Below are 15,883 nucleotides of genomic sequence, written 5' to 3'. Positions count from 1 at the left end.
GACGGCGTGTCGTGCACCCACAGCGTGGAGGGAGGGGGGTCAGGTGGGGGGCGGGGGAGCCGTGGACTCCCGGACCACCAGCTCCGTGGCGAGGTTGACGCGGGTGACCGCCGGCGTGCTCCCGGCGGCGAGCTCGAGCACCATGCGGGTCGCCGTGGCGCCCATCTCGGCCAACGGCTGCCGCACGGTGGTCAGGGCCGGGACGGTCCACTGGGCCAGCGGCAGGTCGTCGTACCCCACCACCGAGACGTCGTCGGGCACCCGCAGGCCGAGGTCCTGCGCGGCGCGCAGGGCGCCGATCGCCTGCATGTCCGAGCCGGCGAAGATGGCCGTCGGGCGGTCCGCGCGGTCGAGCAGCCGCCGCGCCGCGGCGTACCCCGCCTCGACATAGAAGTTGCCGGAGTCCACCAGCGAGGGGTCGACGGCGATCCCCGCCGACTCCAGGGCGCTGCGGTAGCCGTCGATGCGGGCCCGGCTGCACAGCATGTCGGACGGCCCCGAGATCGCCGCGACACGCCGGTGCCCGAGCTCGACGAGGTGGCGGGTGGCCGCGAGCCCGCCGTTCCAGTTGTCGGAACCCACGGTGGGCACGTCCGGCGGCGGCTCGCCGTCGGTGTCGATGACGACGAACGGGACCGACCTGCTCGTCAGCCGTCGCTGCTGGGCCTCGGTGAGCTGGGAGGCCACCAGCAGCACGCCCAGCGGCGGGCGCGCGAGCGTCGTCTCCAGCCAGGTGCGGGGCGGCCGGTGCTGCCCGCCGAGCTCGGAGAGGATCACGCTGGTGCGGCCCGCCGCGGCAGTGTCCTCGACGCCGCGGATGATCTCCAGGGACCAGGTCGAGCCCAGCCGGTGGAAGACGAGGTCGATCAGCCCGGCCCCGGTCGGGGGGATCCCCGGCCGACGGCGCCGGTAGCTGTGCCGGTCCAGCGCCTCCTCGACCCGCGCACGGGTGGCCGGCGCGACGTCCGACCGGCCGTTGAGGACCTTGGAGACCGTGGGGACCGAGACGCCGACCTCCCGGGCGATCTGGGCGATCGTCGGCGCGGAGCGGGGAGCGGACATCGGGTCCCTTCCTGGTAGTACGCCTTGGCCGTCACCGGCCTGGACCGTCACCGGCCTGGACCGTCACCGACCCGGGCCGCGCCCGGTGCGGGCGTTGTCATCTGAGCGAGACTATTGCGAAACTTTCGGCTCTATCGTAGCGACCTTGCGGGCGACGCGGTGCCACGGCGCACCGCACGTCTGCCACAGCGGAGCCGCGCCATGGGAGGCGACGGGCCTCAGTCGTGACCGTACCGTGACCGGCCTCGGCTTGACCGCTGTGCCGTGCCCGCCTACTGTCGCTCACGTCGACAACGTTTTCAATGTCGAAAGTTTCGACCGGCGACGACGCCACGGGCTCGACGGCCCGCCACGACGACGTGACGAACCAGGAGCAGGACATGACACACGGGACCGAGGCGGTGGTCACCGCCCCCGCCGTGGTCGTCGACGCGACGGCCGACCCGCCGTCGTCCGGCGGCAGGCGACGGCGCGTCCGTCGCGACACCTGGACCGCCGCGCTGCGCAGGGACTGGCGGCTCTACACGTTCCTCGTGCTGCCCATCGCGTTCCTGCTGCTGTTCCGGTACGTGCCGATGGCGGGCAACGTCATCGCGTTCCGGCGCTTCCGGCCGGGAGGGTCCATCTTCGGTGACGAGTGGGTCGGCCTCCACTACGTCGAGATGTTCCTCAACGACCCCACGTTCTGGCGGGTGTTCACCAACACGGTGGTCCTCGGGGCGCTGACCCTGGTCATCGTCTTCCCCCTGCCGATCGTCCTGGCGCTCATGCTCAACGAGCTGCGCTCACGCCGCTTCAAGAAGGCCGTCCAGACGATCACCTACCTGCCGCACTTCATGTCGATCGTGATCGTCGCCGGGTTCGTCTACGAGCTGACGGCGCTCAACGGCACGATCAACCAGATCATCACGGCCGTGGGCGGCGAGGAGGTCTCGTTCATGCAGCGGGCCGACTGGTTCCGCCCCGTGTACGTGAGCTCCGAGATCTGGCAGGTCGTCGGGTTCGGCACCATCCTCTACCTGGCCGCGCTGACGACCATCGACGACCAGCTCTACGAGGCGTCGCGCATCGACGGGGCCAACCGGTGGCAGCAGATCTGGCACATCACCCTGCCCGGCATCCGCCCCACCATCGTGGTGCTGCTCATCCTCAACATCGGCACCTTCCTGGCGGTCGGGTTCGAGAAGGTCCTCCTCCTCTACAACCCGCTGACCTACTCGACGGCGGACGTCATCGCCACCTACCTCTACCGCGTGGGCCTGACGAGCGGCAGCTTCTCCTACGCGGCGGCGATCGGCCTCTTCGAGGCCGTCATCGGGCTGACGCTCGTGCTGTCGGCCAACGCCATCTCGAAGCGACTGGTTGGAGCGTCCCTGTGGTGAGCACGACGCCGACGGCCCCGGACATCTCGGCGGTCCGCGCGGTCCCGACGACGATCAAGGACACCCGCGGCTACACGGTGTTCCGTGTCGTCAACGCCGTGCTCCTCGTCCTGGTGTGCCTGGTGACCCTGTACCCGTTCGTGAACCTGATCGCCCAGGCGTTCAGCTCACAGGGGTACATCGTGGCCGGCGAGGTGAACCTCTGGCCCAAGGGGTTCAACCTGACCACCTTCGAGACGGTGTTCGGTGACGAGCGCTTCTGGACCGGCTACCGCAACACGATCATCCAGACCGTCCTGGCGACCGGCATCGCGATGGTGCTCACCACGACGATGGCCTACGCGCTGTCGAAGCGGCACCTGAAGGGACGGTCGGTCTTCATCGGGCTCGTCGTGGTGACGATGTTCTTCAACGGCGGTCTCATCCCGAACTACCTGCTCATCACGAACCTCGGCCTGAAGAACACCATCTGGGCGATCGTGCTGCCCAACGCGATCAGCGCCTTCAATCTGCTGGTCATGAAGTCGTTCTTCGAGAACTTCCCCAGCGACCTGGAGGAGGCGGCGTCGATCGACGGGCTCACCACCTACGGGATCTTCGGGCGCATCGTGCTGCCGCTGTCCAAGGCGGTGGTCGCCACCATGGTCCTGTTCTACGCCGTCTCGTTCTGGAACGCGTGGTTCCCCGCGTTCCTCTACCTGAGCGACCCCGGGCTGCAGCCGGTGACGCTCTACCTGCGCAACCTGCTGGCCGGCGCGACCGGCAGCGGCGTCGAGGCGGGGATGGAGACGGTGCAGATCGGCGCCAACATCCAGGCCGTCGCGATGCTGCTGACGGTCCTGCCGATCATCTGCTTCTACCCGTTCATCCAGAAGTACTTCGTGTCGGGCGTGATGCTCGGCTCGGTCAAGGGCTGAACCCGCCCCCACCGTCGCGAACAACGACGTTCACCACAGGAGGAGAGCAATGAGGATCACTCGGAACACGATCGTCGCGGGAGGCGCCGTCGTCGCGCTGACCGTCACCCTGACAGCGTGCTCGGGCGACGGCGAGAGCCCCGAGGACGGTGCGGAGGCCGGCGCGATCGACATGGCCTCGCAGGTCGGCTACATGGAGGACTTCGCGGCGGGGGACACGTTCGTGGCCACGGAGCCGGTCGAGTTCGGCCTGCTCTACCGCGACCACCCGAACTACCCGTTCAAGGAGGACTGGTCGATCGTCCAGCACCTCGAGCAGGACAACAACGTCACGTTCGACTACGAGAACGTGCCGCTCGAGGACATGCAGCAGAAGCGCTCGGTGCTCATCGGCTCGGGCGAGGCGCCCGACATCATGCCGGCCACCTACCCGGGCGACGAGGTCCAGTTCATCGGTGGCGGCGCGATCCTGCCGATCTCCGACTACGTGCAGTACATGCCGAACTTCCAGCAGAAGGTCTCCGACTGGGGCCTCACCGAGGAGATCGAGGCGCAGCGCCAGGCCGACGGCAAGTACTACATGATCCCGGGCCTGCACGAGGTCGCCAAGCACCAGTACTCGGTGGCCATCCGTCAGGACCTCTGGGACGCGGCGGGGCTCGAGCACCCGACGACGTGGGACGAGTTCGCCGAGCAGCTCGCCGTCATCGCCGAGGAGAACCCGGACCTCGACCACGCCATGACCGACCGGTGGTCGATCAACGGGCCCATCGAGGCCACGATGATGGCTGCGGCGCCGAACTTCGGCACCAACGCGGGCTGGAACTACGGCCAGGGTCTGCAGTGGGACGCGGACGCCGGTGCGTACGAGTACGCCGGCGCCTCGGACGAGTACCGCTCCCTGGTCCAGTACTTCGCCGACCTCGTCGCCGACGGTCTGCTGGACCCGGAGGCGCTGACCCAGGACGACGACCAGGCGAAGGAGAAGTTCGCCTCCGGCCAGGCCGCCGCCATCGGTTCCAACGACCAGGTGCTGCTGGAGTACCGGGACGCGTTCGCCGAGACCGGTGACAGCGACGCCGAGATCAAGCAGATCGTGGTGCCGGGCGGGCCGGCCGGCGACCTCATCCCCGGCGGCACGCGCCGCGAGTCCGGCCTGATGTTCTCGGCGCAGGCCGCCGAGCAGGACGACTTCCTCGCGATGCTGCAGTTCGTCGACTGGCTGTACTACTCCGACGAGGGCCTCGAGTTCGCCAAGTGGGGCGTCGAGGGCGAGACGTTCGAGCGTCAGGGCGACGAGCGCGTCCTCGTCGACGAGGTCGGCTGGGGCGAGCTCAACCCGGACGCCCCGAAGCTCCTCAACGCCGACTTCGGCTACTACAACGGGGTCTGGTCCATCGCCCACGGCTCCACCGAGGACCTGGACAAGTCGATGATGAGCGACGAGGTCATCGAGTTCATGGACGGGATGAACGCCGTCAAGTCCGAGCTGCCGATCCCGCCGGCCGTGCAGTACGACGAGATGCAGCAGGAGCAGGCGGGCCTGCAGCAGACCACCCTGCAGGACATCGTCATGCAGAACACGGCCCAGTTCATGCTCGGCGACCGGCCGATGTCCGAGTGGGACGCCTACGTCGCCGAGCTCGAGGGCGCCGGCATGACCGACTACGTCGACCGCGCCAACGCCGCCGCCGGCGTCGGCGACTGAACCACCCCGAAGGAGCCCCGTGCCTCGCCTCACCGTCCCCGCCGAACCCGTCGGAGTGCTCAGCGACGCCTGGCGGTCCTGCGTCGGCACGGGCCGTTTCAACCTCGCGCTGCGCCAGGACTACCAGGAGTCCTTGGCCCTGGTGCAGCGCGAGATCGGGTTCCGGTACGTCCGCGGCCACGGCCTGCTGTCCGACGACGTCGGCGTGCACCGGCCGTACGAGGTGGCCGGCCGTGCCGCCACGCGCTACGCGTTCACGTACGTCGACCAGGTGGTGGACGCCTATCTCGGGCTGGGCATCAAGCCGTTCCTCGAGCTGGGGTTCATGCCCGCCGCCCTGGCGTCCGGCGAGCAGACGGTGTTCTGGTGGCGGGGCAACGTGACCCCGCCCCGGGACCACCGCGAGTGGGCCGCGCTCGTGCGTGCCGTCGTCGGCCACCTGGTGGACCGGTACGGGCTCGACGAGGTCCGCACCTGGCCGATCGAGGTGTGGAACGAGCCCAACCTGACGCACTTCTGGCAGGGCGCCGACCAGGACGCCTACCTGCGTCTCTACGAGGTCACCGCCCGCGCCGTCAAGGACGTGGACGCCTCCCTCCAGGTGGGTGGACCGGCGCTCTCCCCGGGGGCCGACGACTGGTGGGAGCCGTTCGCCGAGTTCGTCCTCGCCCGTGACGTGCCGTGCGACTTCGTCTCGGTGCACGCCTACAGCTCGGGCCAGGCGCAGCACGTGCCCTTCGGCGTCTACCAGACCGTCCGCGAGCCGCAGCGCCTGCTCGAGCAGTTCGGCCGGCCGAAGGAGATGCTCGCCGGGACGCCGCTGGCCGACCTGCCGGTGCACATCACGGAGTTCAACACCTCCTACCGGCCGGACAACCCGGTGCACGACACGGCGTACAACGCCGCCTACCTCGCGCCGGTGCTCGCGGCGGGCGGCGACCTGGTCGACTCGTTCTCGTACTGGACCTTCAGCGACACCTTCGAGGAGGAGGGCGTGCCCTCCACGCTGTTCCACGGCGGGTTCGGCATGGTCACCCACCGGCAGCTCCGCAAGCCGACGTTCCACCTCTACGCGTTCATGGCGCGGATGGGACGCCACGTGCTCGCGCGGGGGCGGGACCATCTCGTCACGTGCGACGACGCCGGGCGCGTCACGGTCCTCGCCTGGCAGCCCGTCGGCGGCACGGACGACCCGGTGGAGCCGGAGCGCCACGAGCTGCGGCTCTCGGTCCCGGTGCTCGGACCTCGCGACGACGACGGCGGCTCCCCGGCGGGCGCGGACGCCCGGACGGTCTACGCGCACCGGTCGGTGGTGAACGAGTCCGACGGCAACGCCTGGGCGGCCTGGCGGGAGATGGGCCGGCCGGCCTCCCCGCGGAGCCGGCAGCTCGAGGCGCTGTCCGAGGCTGCCGAGCCGGTGCGCAGCCACCGGGCGCTCGCGGTGGAGGAGGGACGGGTCGACCTCGACCTGACCCTGGGCCGCCACGAGGTCACGCTGGTCGAGCTCGACGTCGTCCACGACGAGACCCCGGCGTGGCTCGACGACTCCCGCATCCTGGGGCGCGGCCCGTACGGTGGGTGACGTGACCACCTCCAACGCGCCGGTGCCCGGCGACCACGACCACGGGATCGCCGGGCGGGCGACGTCGACGGTGTACCGGCTGCTGGTGGTCGGCCTCCTGCTGGCCATCAGCGTCTCGCCCACCGTGGTGCTGCTCTTCCTGATCGAGCCCGACCCCTCGAACGTGCCGCTGGCCGTCGCCTCGACCGTGTTCGTCGGACCGGCGCTCTCGGCGTCGCTCTTCGCCCTGGGGGCCAAGGCCCGCGACGACGGCCTGACCCCGGCGCCGGCCTTCGTCAAGGGGTACCGGATGAACCTCGGCGACGTGCTGAAGATCTGGGTGCCCGGCCTCCTGCTGCTCGCCGTGCTGTCCTGGACCACCGTCAACATCGCGGTGGCGGGGGTGCCGGTCTGGTGGGCCGGGATCCTCCTCGGCATCGGTGCGATCGTGCTGCTCTGGATGATCCAGGCCACCGTCATCGCGTCGTTCTTCGCGTTCCGCGGCCGCGACACCGCGCGGCTCGCGCTGTACTTCCTCGGCCGGCTCCCGCGGGTGACGCTGGCCGTGATGTCCGCCGTCGTGCTCGCCGGCGCGATCGTGTTCCTCACCGCGCCGGCGGTGCTCGCGGCGTTCGGCGTGCTCCTCGTGGCGCTGCTGCTGCGCTGGGAGAAGCCGCTCCTGTCCGAGGTCCGCCTGCGGTTCGTCGAGTCCTCCGACTGAGCCGAACACACCGGCTGGAGGCCGTCAGTGCCGTGCCGTCCACGGTTCGGCTACCGTCGCGTCGTGAGCACCCCGCTGTCCCACGACCCGCTCTGGCCGCGCGCCGGCGGCTGGCCCGCGCCCGCGCCGGGGGCGGGCCGCGTCCCGGCCGACGCCGCGTTGCTGGGGATCGGTACCTGGCGCACCTCGCTCTCACCGACCGGGGCGCACGCGACGCCCGCCGCCGTGCGCGCGGCGCTCCGGCGGTACAGCCCGGCACTGACGGGCCGCGGTGCGAGTGCTGCGCCCGACGGCGGCGGCCCGGTCGACCTGGGCGGGCTCGCCGTCGTCGACCACGGCGACGTGGACGAGCCCGACGGTCCGGCGGGGGAGGAGCGGGCGCGCGCCGCCGTCGCCGAGGCCGCGGGCGGTGCCCGGCTGCTGGTGGCGCTCGGCGGAGACAACGCGCTGACCGTGCCCGCGGCGCTGGGTGCCTGGGGACCCGAGCTCGGGGCGGCCGGGCTGGTCACGCTGGACGCGCACCACGACCTGCGCGAGGGCGTCTCGAACGGTTCGCCCGTGCGGCGGCTGATCGAGGCGGGCCTGGACCCGGCACGGGTCGTGCAGGTCGGGATCGCGGACTTCGCCAACTCGGCCGCGTACACCCGGCGGGCGCACGAGCTGGGGATCCGCGTCGTGACCCTCGACGAGCTGCGGTCCCGAGGCATCCTGGCCGTGGTCGCGGAGGCCCTGGACGTCGCCGGTGCCGCAGCCGGGCCGGTGCATGTCGACGTCGACGTCGACGTCTGCGACCGGGCGGTGGCGCCCGGCTGCCCGGCGAGCGTGCCGGGCGGGCTCGCCGCGCACGAGCTGCGCGCGCTCGTCCGGGGGCTCGCGCGGAGCGAGCGGGTGCGCTCCGTGGACATCGCCGAGGTGGACGCGACGGCGGACGCCCCCGACGGCCGGACGGTGCGGCTCGCCGCGCTGTGCGTGCTGGAGGCGCTCGCAGGACTCGCTCTGCGCACCGGGTAGCACGGTCCGGCCCTACCTCGGCGGGTGGACCTCGCGGCCCTCGCGCCAGACGCCGGACACCAGCGGCACGCCCGGCCGGTAGGCCAGGTACGTGCGCGACGGCGCATCCAGCACCACGAGGTCGGCTCGCGCGCCCGGCTCCAGCCGGCCGACGTCGGACCGCCGCAGCGCCGTCGCCCCGCCCGCCGTCGCGGCCCGGACCGCCTCGGCGACGGTCATCCCCATCTCCCGCACCGCGAGCGCCACCATCAACGGCATCGACGAGGTGTACGACGACCCGGGGTTGCAGTCGCTCGCGAGCGCCACGACGACGCCGGCGTCGAGCAGCCGCCGCGCGTCCGGGTACGGCTGCCGGGTCGAGAACTCGACGCCCGGCAGCAGCGTCGCGACCGTCCCCGGCGCGTCGTCGGCCCACGAGCCCGCGAGCGCCACGACGTCGTCGTCGGACAGGTAGGTGCAGTGGTCCACCGACGCCGCGCCGAGCGACACGGCGACCCGCACGCCCTCGCCCGGGCCGAGCTGGTTGGCGTGCACCCGCACGCCCAGCCCGGCGGCGGCGCCGGCCGAGAGCACGCGCCGGGCCTGCTCCGGGGTGAACGCCCCCGTCTCGCAGAAGACGTCGACCCACCGTGCACCCGGCGCGCACGACCGGAGCATCTCGCCGCACACGAGGTCGAGGTACTCGTCGCCCCGCCCCGCGTACTCCGGCGGCACCACGTGCGCCCCGAGGAACGTCACCTCGTCGGTCACCTCCCGCGCGAGCCGCACCGAGCGCGCCTCGTCGGTCACGGTCAGCCCGTACCCGGTCTTGACCTCGAGGGTCGTCGTCCCCTGGGCGGCCGCCTCGGCGACGTGCCGTGCCAGCCCGGCCCGCAGCGCGTCGTCCGACGCCGCACGGGTGGACGCCACGGTGGTCCGGATCCCGCCGGCCGTGTACGGGCGGCCGGCCGCGCGGGCCTCGAACTCGGCCGCCCTGTCCCCGGCGAACACCAGGTGCGTGTGCGAGTCCACGAACCCCGGGATCACGGCCCGGCCGCCGACGTCGACGGTCCGGTCCGGCGCCCGGCCGATCGCCTCCTCGACGCCCGCGGCCGCGTCGGCCTCGCGCCCCGCCCAGGCGACGCGTCCGCCGTCCAGCAGGATCGCGGCGTCGCGGACGACGGCGGTGGGGTCGTCCGGGTCGTCGGCCCCGGCCACGCCGGGCACGTTCGTCGTGAGCTCACCGACACCGAACAGCAGCGTCGCGCCGTGCTCGCGGTGCGGGACCTCGTGCATCATGCCTCCCGGCCGGTCGCCGTCTCCCGCACCGGCACGCGCAGACCGCCCCGCTCGGCGGCGGCGACGGCGTCGTCGTACCCCGCGTCCACGTGCCGCAGCACACCGAGGGCCGGGTCGTTGGACAGCACGCGCGCGAGCTTCTGCGCCGCGAGCGGCGTGCCGTCCGCGACGGACACCTGCCCCGCATGGATCGACCGGCCCATGCCGACGCCGCCGCCCTGGTGCAGCGACACCCACGTGGCGCCCGAGGACGCCGCGGTGAGCGCGTTGAGCAGCGGCCAGTCGGCGACGGCGTCGGACCCGTCGGCCATGCCCTCGGTCTCGCGGTACGGCGAGGCGACGGATCCCGCGTCGAGGTGGTCCCGCCCGATCACCAGGGGTGCGCTCACCTCGCCGGAGGCGACCAGCTCGTTGAACGCGAGGCCCGCGCGGTCGCGCTCCCCGTGCCCGAGCCAGCAGATCCGTGCCGGCAGCCCCTGGTAGGCGACGCGCTCCTGGGCCGCGCGGATCCAGCGGTGCAGGTGGTCGTCGTCGGGGAAGAGGCTCAGCACGGCCTCGTCGGTGGCCGCGATGTCGCGCGGGTCGCCCGACAGCGCCGCCCACCGGAACGGCCCCTTGCCCTGGGCGAACAGCGGCCGGATGTACGCGGGCACGAACCCCGGGACGTCGAACGCGCGGCCGTACCCGCCGCGACGCGCCTCGTCACGGATCGAGTTGCCGTAGTCGAAGACCTCCGCACCGGCGTCGAGGAAGCCCACCATGCCCTCGACGTGCCGCGCCATCGACTCGCGCGCCCGCTCGGTGAATTCTTCCGGTCTCGCGGCGGCGTCGGCCCACTCGTCCACCGAGACGCCGAGCGGCAGGTAGGACAGCGGGTCGTGCGCGGACGTCTGGTCGGTCACCACGTCCACCTCGACGCCGCGGCGCAGCAGTTCCGGCACCACGTGCGCGCTGTTGCCCACCACGCCGACGGACAGCGCGCGGCGCTCCCGGCGTGCGGCCTCGACGCGCGTCACCGCGTCGTCGAGCGACGGCGCGACCTCGTCGAGGTACCGCTCGCGCACGCGCCGCTCGAGGCGCGAGGCGTCGACGTCGACCACGAGGCACACGCCGCCGTTGAGCGTGACCGCGAGCGGCTGCGCGCCGCCCATGCCGCCGCAACCGCCCGTCAGCGTCAGCGTCCCGGCGAGCGACCCGCCGAACCTCTTGGCCGCGACGGCCGCGAGCGTCTCGTACGTGCCCTGCAGGATCCCCTGCGCGCCGATGTAGATCCACGACCCGGCCGTCATCTGCCCGTACATCGTCAGGCCCAGGGCCTCGAGCCGGCGGAACTCGGGCCACGTCGCCCAGTCGCCCACGAGGTTCGAGTTCGCGATGAGCACGCGCGGCGCCCACTCGTGCGTGCGCAGCACCCCGACGGGCTTGCCGGACTGCACGAGCAGCGTCTCGTCGTCGTGCAGGTCGGTGAGCGTGCGCACGATCGCGTGGTAGCTCGGCCAGTCGCGGGCGGCCCGGCCCGTGCCGCCGTAGACGACGAGGTCGTCCGGCCGCTCCGCGACCTCCGGGTCCAGGTTGTTCATGAGCATGCGCAGCGGCGCCTCGGTCTGCCAGCTGCGCGCCGTGAGCGCCGTCCCGCGCGGGGCGCGGACGGGGACGGGGGTTCCCCGGTCGTGGGTCATGCCGGTCTCCTTCGGTCGTTCAGGCCAGGTGCCCGACGGCGGCACGCGCGGTCGCGGCGACGTCGCCGTCCGCGACGAGCCGGGTCACGGCGTCGATCTCGGGGGCGAGGACGCGGTCCGGTCCGGGGCCGGCGACCACGGTGCGCACGAGGTCGCGCACCGCGCCGGTGCCCGTGGCGGGCACGAGCCCGTCCGCGCAGCGCAGGTCGAGGGCACGGGCGGCGGTGAGCAGCTCGATCGCGAGCACGCGCACGAGCCCGTCGACGGCGCGGCGCAGCTTGCGGGCCGCGGCCCAGCCCATCGAGACGTGGTCCTCCTGCATCGCCGACGACGGGATCGAGTCGACGCTGGCCGGCGCCGCCAGCCGCTTGAGCTCGCTGACGATCCCCGCGGCCGTGTACTGGGCGATCATCAGGCCGGAGTCCACACCGGGGTCGTCGGCGAGGAACGGTGGCAGCCCCTCGTTGCGGGCCACGTCGAGGAACCGGTCGGTGCGGCGCTCGCTCATCGACGCGACGTCGGCCACCGCGATGGCGAGGAAGTCCAGCGCGTAGGCCACCGGCGCCCCGTGGAAGTTGCCGTTGGACTCGACGCGGCCGTCGACGGTCACGACGGGGTTGTCGACGGCGGACGCCAGCTCGCGGTCGGCGACGGCGGCGGCATGGTCGAGGGTGTCCCGTGCGGCCCCGTGCACCTGCGGCGCGCAGCGCAGCGAGTAGGCGTCCTGGACGCGGGTGCACTCGGGGCGGCCTGTCGCGTCGACCGTGCGGTGGCTGGCGACGACGGGCGAGCCGTCGAGCAACGCCCGCAGGTTCGCCGCCGACGCCGCCTGGCCCGGGTGCGGACGCATCGCCACCAGGTCCTCGGCGAAGGCCGCGTCGGAACCGAGCAGCGACTCCACGCTGGACGCTGCGGCGACGTCCGCGGTGGTGAGCAGCGAGCGCAGGTCGTGGATCGCGAGGCACAGCATGCCGAGCATGCCGTCGGTGCCGTTGACGAGGGCCAGGCCTTCCTTCTCGCGCAGCACCAGCGGCTCGATCCCGGCCGACGTCAGCGCGGCGAGCGCCGGGCGGGTCGCGCCGTCGGCGTCGCGCACGTCGCCCTCCCCGAGCGCGGCGAGCGCGACGTGCGCGAGCGGGGCCAGGTCGCCCGAGCAGCCGAGCGAGCCGAACTCGCGCACGACGGGGGCGATCCCGGCGTCGAGCATGGCGGCGTAGGTCTCGGCGACGACGGGGCGCGTCCCGGTGCGGCCCGTCGCGAGGGTGCTCAGCCGCAGGAGCTGCAGCGCCCGCACCACCTCGCGCTCCACCTCCGGGCCGGTGGCCGCCGCGTGGGAACGGATCAGGCTGAGCTGGAGCCGTGCGCGCTGCGAGGCAGGGATGTGGCGGCGGGCCAGCGCCCCGAACCCGGTGGAGACGCCGTAGTGCGGGCGGTCGTCGTCGGCGAGCGACTCGACGACGGCGCGGCTGGCGGCCATGGCGTCGAGCGCACGGTCCGCGACGCGGACGGGTGCGCCGTGGCGGGCGACGGCGACGACGTCGTCGATCGTGAGCGCGTCGCCCGTGAGCTCGACGGCGGCCGGGCCGGCAGGGTGGCCGGCCGGAGCGGGCAGGGTGTCGGTCATACGGTCAGGACACCTCATCACCGGTGGGCTGGACAGTCGCCGGCCGACGGTTCAGTCTGGGATCCCAGACACGAGGGGGAGCGATGGCGGACGTGCCCGCCGCACGCAGCGCGCTGCGCGTGCTCGGCTATCTCGCGGCGCAGGCGGGCCCGTCACCGGCGGCCGCGGTCGCGCAGCACCTCGGCCTGCCCCGCTCGACCGTCTACCACCTGCTGTCCGTGCTGGTGGAGGAGGGCTACGTCGTCCACCTGCCCGAGGACCACCGGTACGGGCTCGGCACCGCCACCCTGTCGCTCGGGTCGGCCTACGCCCGGCAGGCGCCGCTCGCGCGGCTCGCCCGTCCCGTCGTCGCGCACCTGGTCGAGTCCACCGGCGAGAGCGCCCACCTCGCGGTGCTCCACGGTCGCGAGGTGCTCTACCTCGTCGAGCAACGGGCGCCGCACCGGCCCAGCCTCGTCTCCGACGTCGACGTCCGGCTGCCCGCCCACCTCACGGCGTCCGGCCGGGCCGTGCTCGCCCGGCTGCCGGCCGCGCAGGTCCGCGCCCTCTTCCCGAGCTCCGCGGTCCTGACCGACCGCACCGGGGTCGGGCCGCGCACGCTGCAGGCCCTGCGCGCCGTGCTGCGCGACGCGCGGAGCCGTGGCTACGCCGTCGAGGACGGCGAGGTCACCGACGGGCTGTCCTCGGTGGCGCACCCGGTGACGGACCACACGGGATACCCGGTGGCGGGCATCGCACTGACGTACCGGTCCGCCGACGTCACGGAGGCTCGGCGCGACGCGCTCGCGGCCGCCGTCGGGCAGGCGGCCGCGCAGGTCTCGCGCCGCCTCGGCGCGCACGGATGAGGCCGGCGGCGCTCAGTGGATCGTGCGGCCGCGCAGGTCGCCGATCCCCGACTTCCGCAGGAAGTACGTGTTGACCTGGTCGCGCCACTCGACGGCCGAGCGGAGCTGCTCCGCGAGCCGCTCGCGCACGCGCTGGGCGATGTCGTCGGGCACCAGGGCAGCGACCGCCTCCCAGCGCTCCACCATCGCGCGCACCCGCTCGACGCCCTCGAAGTGGGTGTCGTAGACGTGCTGGACCACCGTGGTCCCGCTGTGCAGCACGTGGGTGTACGGCACGTGGTGGAAGAACAGCAGCAGCTCGTCGGGGCACGTCTCGCGGTCCTCGTAGACGTCTCGCCACGGTGCCGGGTACTGGCCGGTGAACCCCGTGCCGGTGGCGCGCGTGCGGTCCACGCCGATGCCGTCGCGGTCGGCGAAGTGGTAGGTGCCCCACGGCGTGTACTCGTACCCGTCGACGTCCGGGCCGTAGTGGTGGCCCGGACGCACCATGAACCCGACGCCGAGGGGCGCCGTGTGGAGCTCGTAGGTGTGCCACGACTCGTCCAGGATCGCGTGGACCGCCTCGCGCAGCGGCCCGGGCGCGTCCGGGAACGTCAGCGTGATCCACTCGTCGAGGACCGCCGCGGTGTCGAGCGTCGGGTCCCAGGCCAGCCGTCCGAACGCGTACAGGTTCGCCTGGGCCAGGGGGTGGCCGGTCCAGAAGCGGTCGTCACCGACGTTCGAGACGGCGGCGAACCCGCCGGCGGGTGCGGCGACGTCGGCCACGGTCGCGCCGCCGTCGCCCCACGGGCGCCACCGCAGGATCTCGCTCCAGGCCGGGCCGAGGTAGACGGCGTGCCGCTGCTGGCCCGTGTACTCCTGGGTGACCTGCAGCTCGAGCGCGACCCGGGTGCGCGGCATCGCGGCGAGCACGGGGGAGACGGGCTCGCGCACCTGGAAGTCCAGCGGTCCGTGCTTGACCTGGACGATCACGTTGTCGGCGAACCGGCCGTCGAGCGGCGCGAAGTGGTCGTGGGCCGCGCGGGCCCGGTCGGTGGACCGGTCGCGCCAGTCCTGCGTGTGGTTGTAGACGAACGCGCGCCAGTGGATCAGCCCGCCGTGCGGGGCGACCGCCTCGGCGAGCATGTTCGCGCCGTCGGCGTGGTCCCGTCCGTACGCGAAGGGACCCGGCTGGCCCTCGGAGTCGGCCTTGACGACGAACCCGCCGAAGTCCGGGATCTCGGCCCAGACACGGTCCGCCGCGGCGCGCCACCAGGCGCGGACGTCCTCGTCGCACGGGTCCGACGTCGCCAGCCCGCCGAGGGTCATCGGCGCGGCGAAGCTCACGGAGAGGTGGGCGCGCACGCCGTAGGGGCGCAGGGCGGCGGCGAGGCGGGCGACCTCGTCGAGGTCGTCGGTGAGCAGCCGGGCCTCGCGCGCGGCCACGTTGACGTTGTTGACGGCGATGCGGTCGACGCCGACCGCGGCGAGCAGCCGCGCGTACGCGGTGACGCGGGACAGGTCGGGGCGGACCTGGCCGGCGTCGTAGAAGATCGAGCCGCCCGCGTACCCGCGCTCGACCTGGCCCATGACGGGGTGGACGTCGACGTTGTCCCAGTGGTCGAGCATCCGCAGGGCGCTCGCGGGGGCGTGGTGCTCGTCCACGTCCGGGTCGCCGGGCCGGGACGCGAACGCCGCGTCGGCCAGGCGCACCACGTGGAACCAGCCGTGCAGCAGCGCGGTCGGGTCCGCCGCGCTGACAGTGACCCGGCCACCGGACCGTTCGAGCCGGAAGCCGGTCGGCACGGCGGGGGACAGGTGCAGGAGCAGGTCGGCGGCATCCTGCGGGCCGACGACGGCACCTCCGTGGGCGGCGGTCGCGCGGTCCAGCTCGGAGCGCAGCGTGGCGAGCACCTCGAACGCGGCCGGGGTGCCGCCGTCTGCCGGTGTGCCGAGCGCGAGGCGACGGCTGCCGACGGGCCGGAACGCAGCGTCGGGCAGCCAGGCCGGATGGACGTCGGGAAGGGCGAAAACGATATCGGACGGGACCGACGGGGCGGGCATGCGGCTCTCCTTCGAGCGACGGGCGGTGGTCGTCGTTGTGGGCGCGATTTCT

12 protein-coding genes are annotated in these 15,883 nt (G+C 73.2%); 7 read left to right on the top strand and 5 right to left on the bottom strand.

Features of this window, described 5'->3' with window-relative positions; genetic code table 11:
* Positions 1–39 precede the first annotated feature (39 nt).
* Positions 40–1,062 (bottom strand): LacI family DNA-binding transcriptional regulator, encoded by a 1,023-nt coding sequence (locus tag MWU57_RS17105; protein WP_246910876.1) that lies wholly within the window; start codon positions 1,060–1,062, stop codon positions 40–42.
* Between the two features lie 380 nt (positions 1,063–1,442).
* On the opposite strand from MWU57_RS17105, the gene MWU57_RS17100 reads away from it, so the two are divergent.
* The 6 genes from MWU57_RS17100 to MWU57_RS17075 all read left to right on the top strand — a co-directional run bounded on the left by MWU57_RS17100 (position 1,443) and on the right by MWU57_RS17075 (position 8,362).
* Positions 1,443–2,444, top strand: a complete 1,002-nt coding sequence (locus MWU57_RS17100) for a sugar ABC transporter permease (protein WP_246910873.1) — start codon at positions 1,443–1,445, stop codon at positions 2,442–2,444.
* Positions 2,438–3,361: a carbohydrate ABC transporter permease gene (locus MWU57_RS17095; RefSeq protein ID WP_106264778.1), complete on the top strand. Its 924-nt coding sequence runs from the start codon at positions 2,438–2,440 to the stop codon at positions 3,359–3,361. The genes MWU57_RS17100 and MWU57_RS17095 overlap by 7 nt, the downstream gene beginning before the upstream one ends.
* Positions 3,362–3,410: 49 nt before the next feature.
* The gene (locus tag MWU57_RS17090) at positions 3,411–5,069 is read left to right on the top strand and encodes an extracellular solute-binding protein (protein ID WP_246910870.1); all 1,659 of its coding nucleotides are present in this window, start codon (positions 3,411–3,413) and stop codon (positions 5,067–5,069) included.
* 19 nt (positions 5,070–5,088) lie between these two features.
* Entirely contained in the window at positions 5,089–6,651 is a 1,563-nt protein-coding gene (locus MWU57_RS17085) for a xylan 1,4-beta-xylosidase (RefSeq protein ID WP_246910867.1), read from the top strand.
* A 1-nt stretch (position 6,652) separates the two neighbouring features.
* Positions 6,653–7,351, top strand: coding sequence for a glycosyltransferase (locus tag MWU57_RS17080; protein WP_246910863.1), 699 nt, complete (start codon positions 6,653–6,655; stop codon positions 7,349–7,351).
* 63 nt (positions 7,352–7,414) lie between these two features.
* Positions 7,415–8,362, top strand: a complete 948-nt coding sequence (locus tag MWU57_RS17075) for an arginase family protein (RefSeq protein WP_246910861.1) — start codon at positions 7,415–7,417, stop codon at positions 8,360–8,362.
* A 12-nt stretch (positions 8,363–8,374) separates the two neighbouring features.
* On the opposite strand, the gene hutI is transcribed toward MWU57_RS17075, so the two are convergent.
* The 3 genes from hutI to hutH are packed head-to-tail and all read right to left on the bottom strand — an operon-like array spanning position 8,375 to position 12,943.
* Positions 8,375–9,637, bottom strand: coding sequence for an imidazolonepropionase (gene hutI, locus MWU57_RS17070; RefSeq protein ID WP_246910858.1), 1,263 nt, complete (start codon positions 9,635–9,637; stop codon positions 8,375–8,377).
* The gene (hutU, locus tag MWU57_RS17065; protein ID WP_246910855.1) at positions 9,637–11,319 is read right to left on the bottom strand and encodes a urocanate hydratase; all 1,683 of its coding nucleotides are present in this window, start codon (positions 11,317–11,319) and stop codon (positions 9,637–9,639) included. Before hutU ends, hutI begins: the two co-directional genes overlap by 1 nt.
* A 19-nt stretch (positions 11,320–11,338) precedes the next feature.
* Positions 11,339–12,943, bottom strand: a complete 1,605-nt coding sequence (hutH, locus tag MWU57_RS17060; RefSeq protein WP_246910853.1) for a histidine ammonia-lyase — start codon at positions 12,941–12,943, stop codon at positions 11,339–11,341.
* Positions 12,944–13,026: 83 nt separating this feature from the next.
* On the opposite strand from hutH, the gene MWU57_RS17055 reads away from it, so the two are divergent.
* Positions 13,027–13,788, top strand: a complete 762-nt coding sequence (locus tag MWU57_RS17055; protein WP_106264792.1) for an IclR family transcriptional regulator — start codon at positions 13,027–13,029, stop codon at positions 13,786–13,788.
* Between the two features lie 12 nt (positions 13,789–13,800).
* On the opposite strand, the gene MWU57_RS17050 is transcribed toward MWU57_RS17055, so the two are convergent.
* The gene (locus MWU57_RS17050; RefSeq protein ID WP_246910851.1) at positions 13,801–15,831 is read right to left on the bottom strand and encodes an alpha-glucuronidase; all 2,031 of its coding nucleotides are present in this window, start codon (positions 15,829–15,831) and stop codon (positions 13,801–13,803) included.
* Between the last annotated feature and the right edge of the window lie 52 nt (positions 15,832–15,883).

The sequence above is a fragment of the Isoptericola sp. S6320L genome, from assembly GCF_023015685.1.
GTDB classification, from domain to species: domain Bacteria; phylum Actinomycetota; class Actinomycetes; order Actinomycetales; family Cellulomonadaceae; genus Isoptericola; species Isoptericola halotolerans_A.
Note: the sequence above shows the minus strand (reverse complement) of the source record. Positions and strands in the feature narration are given on the sequence as shown.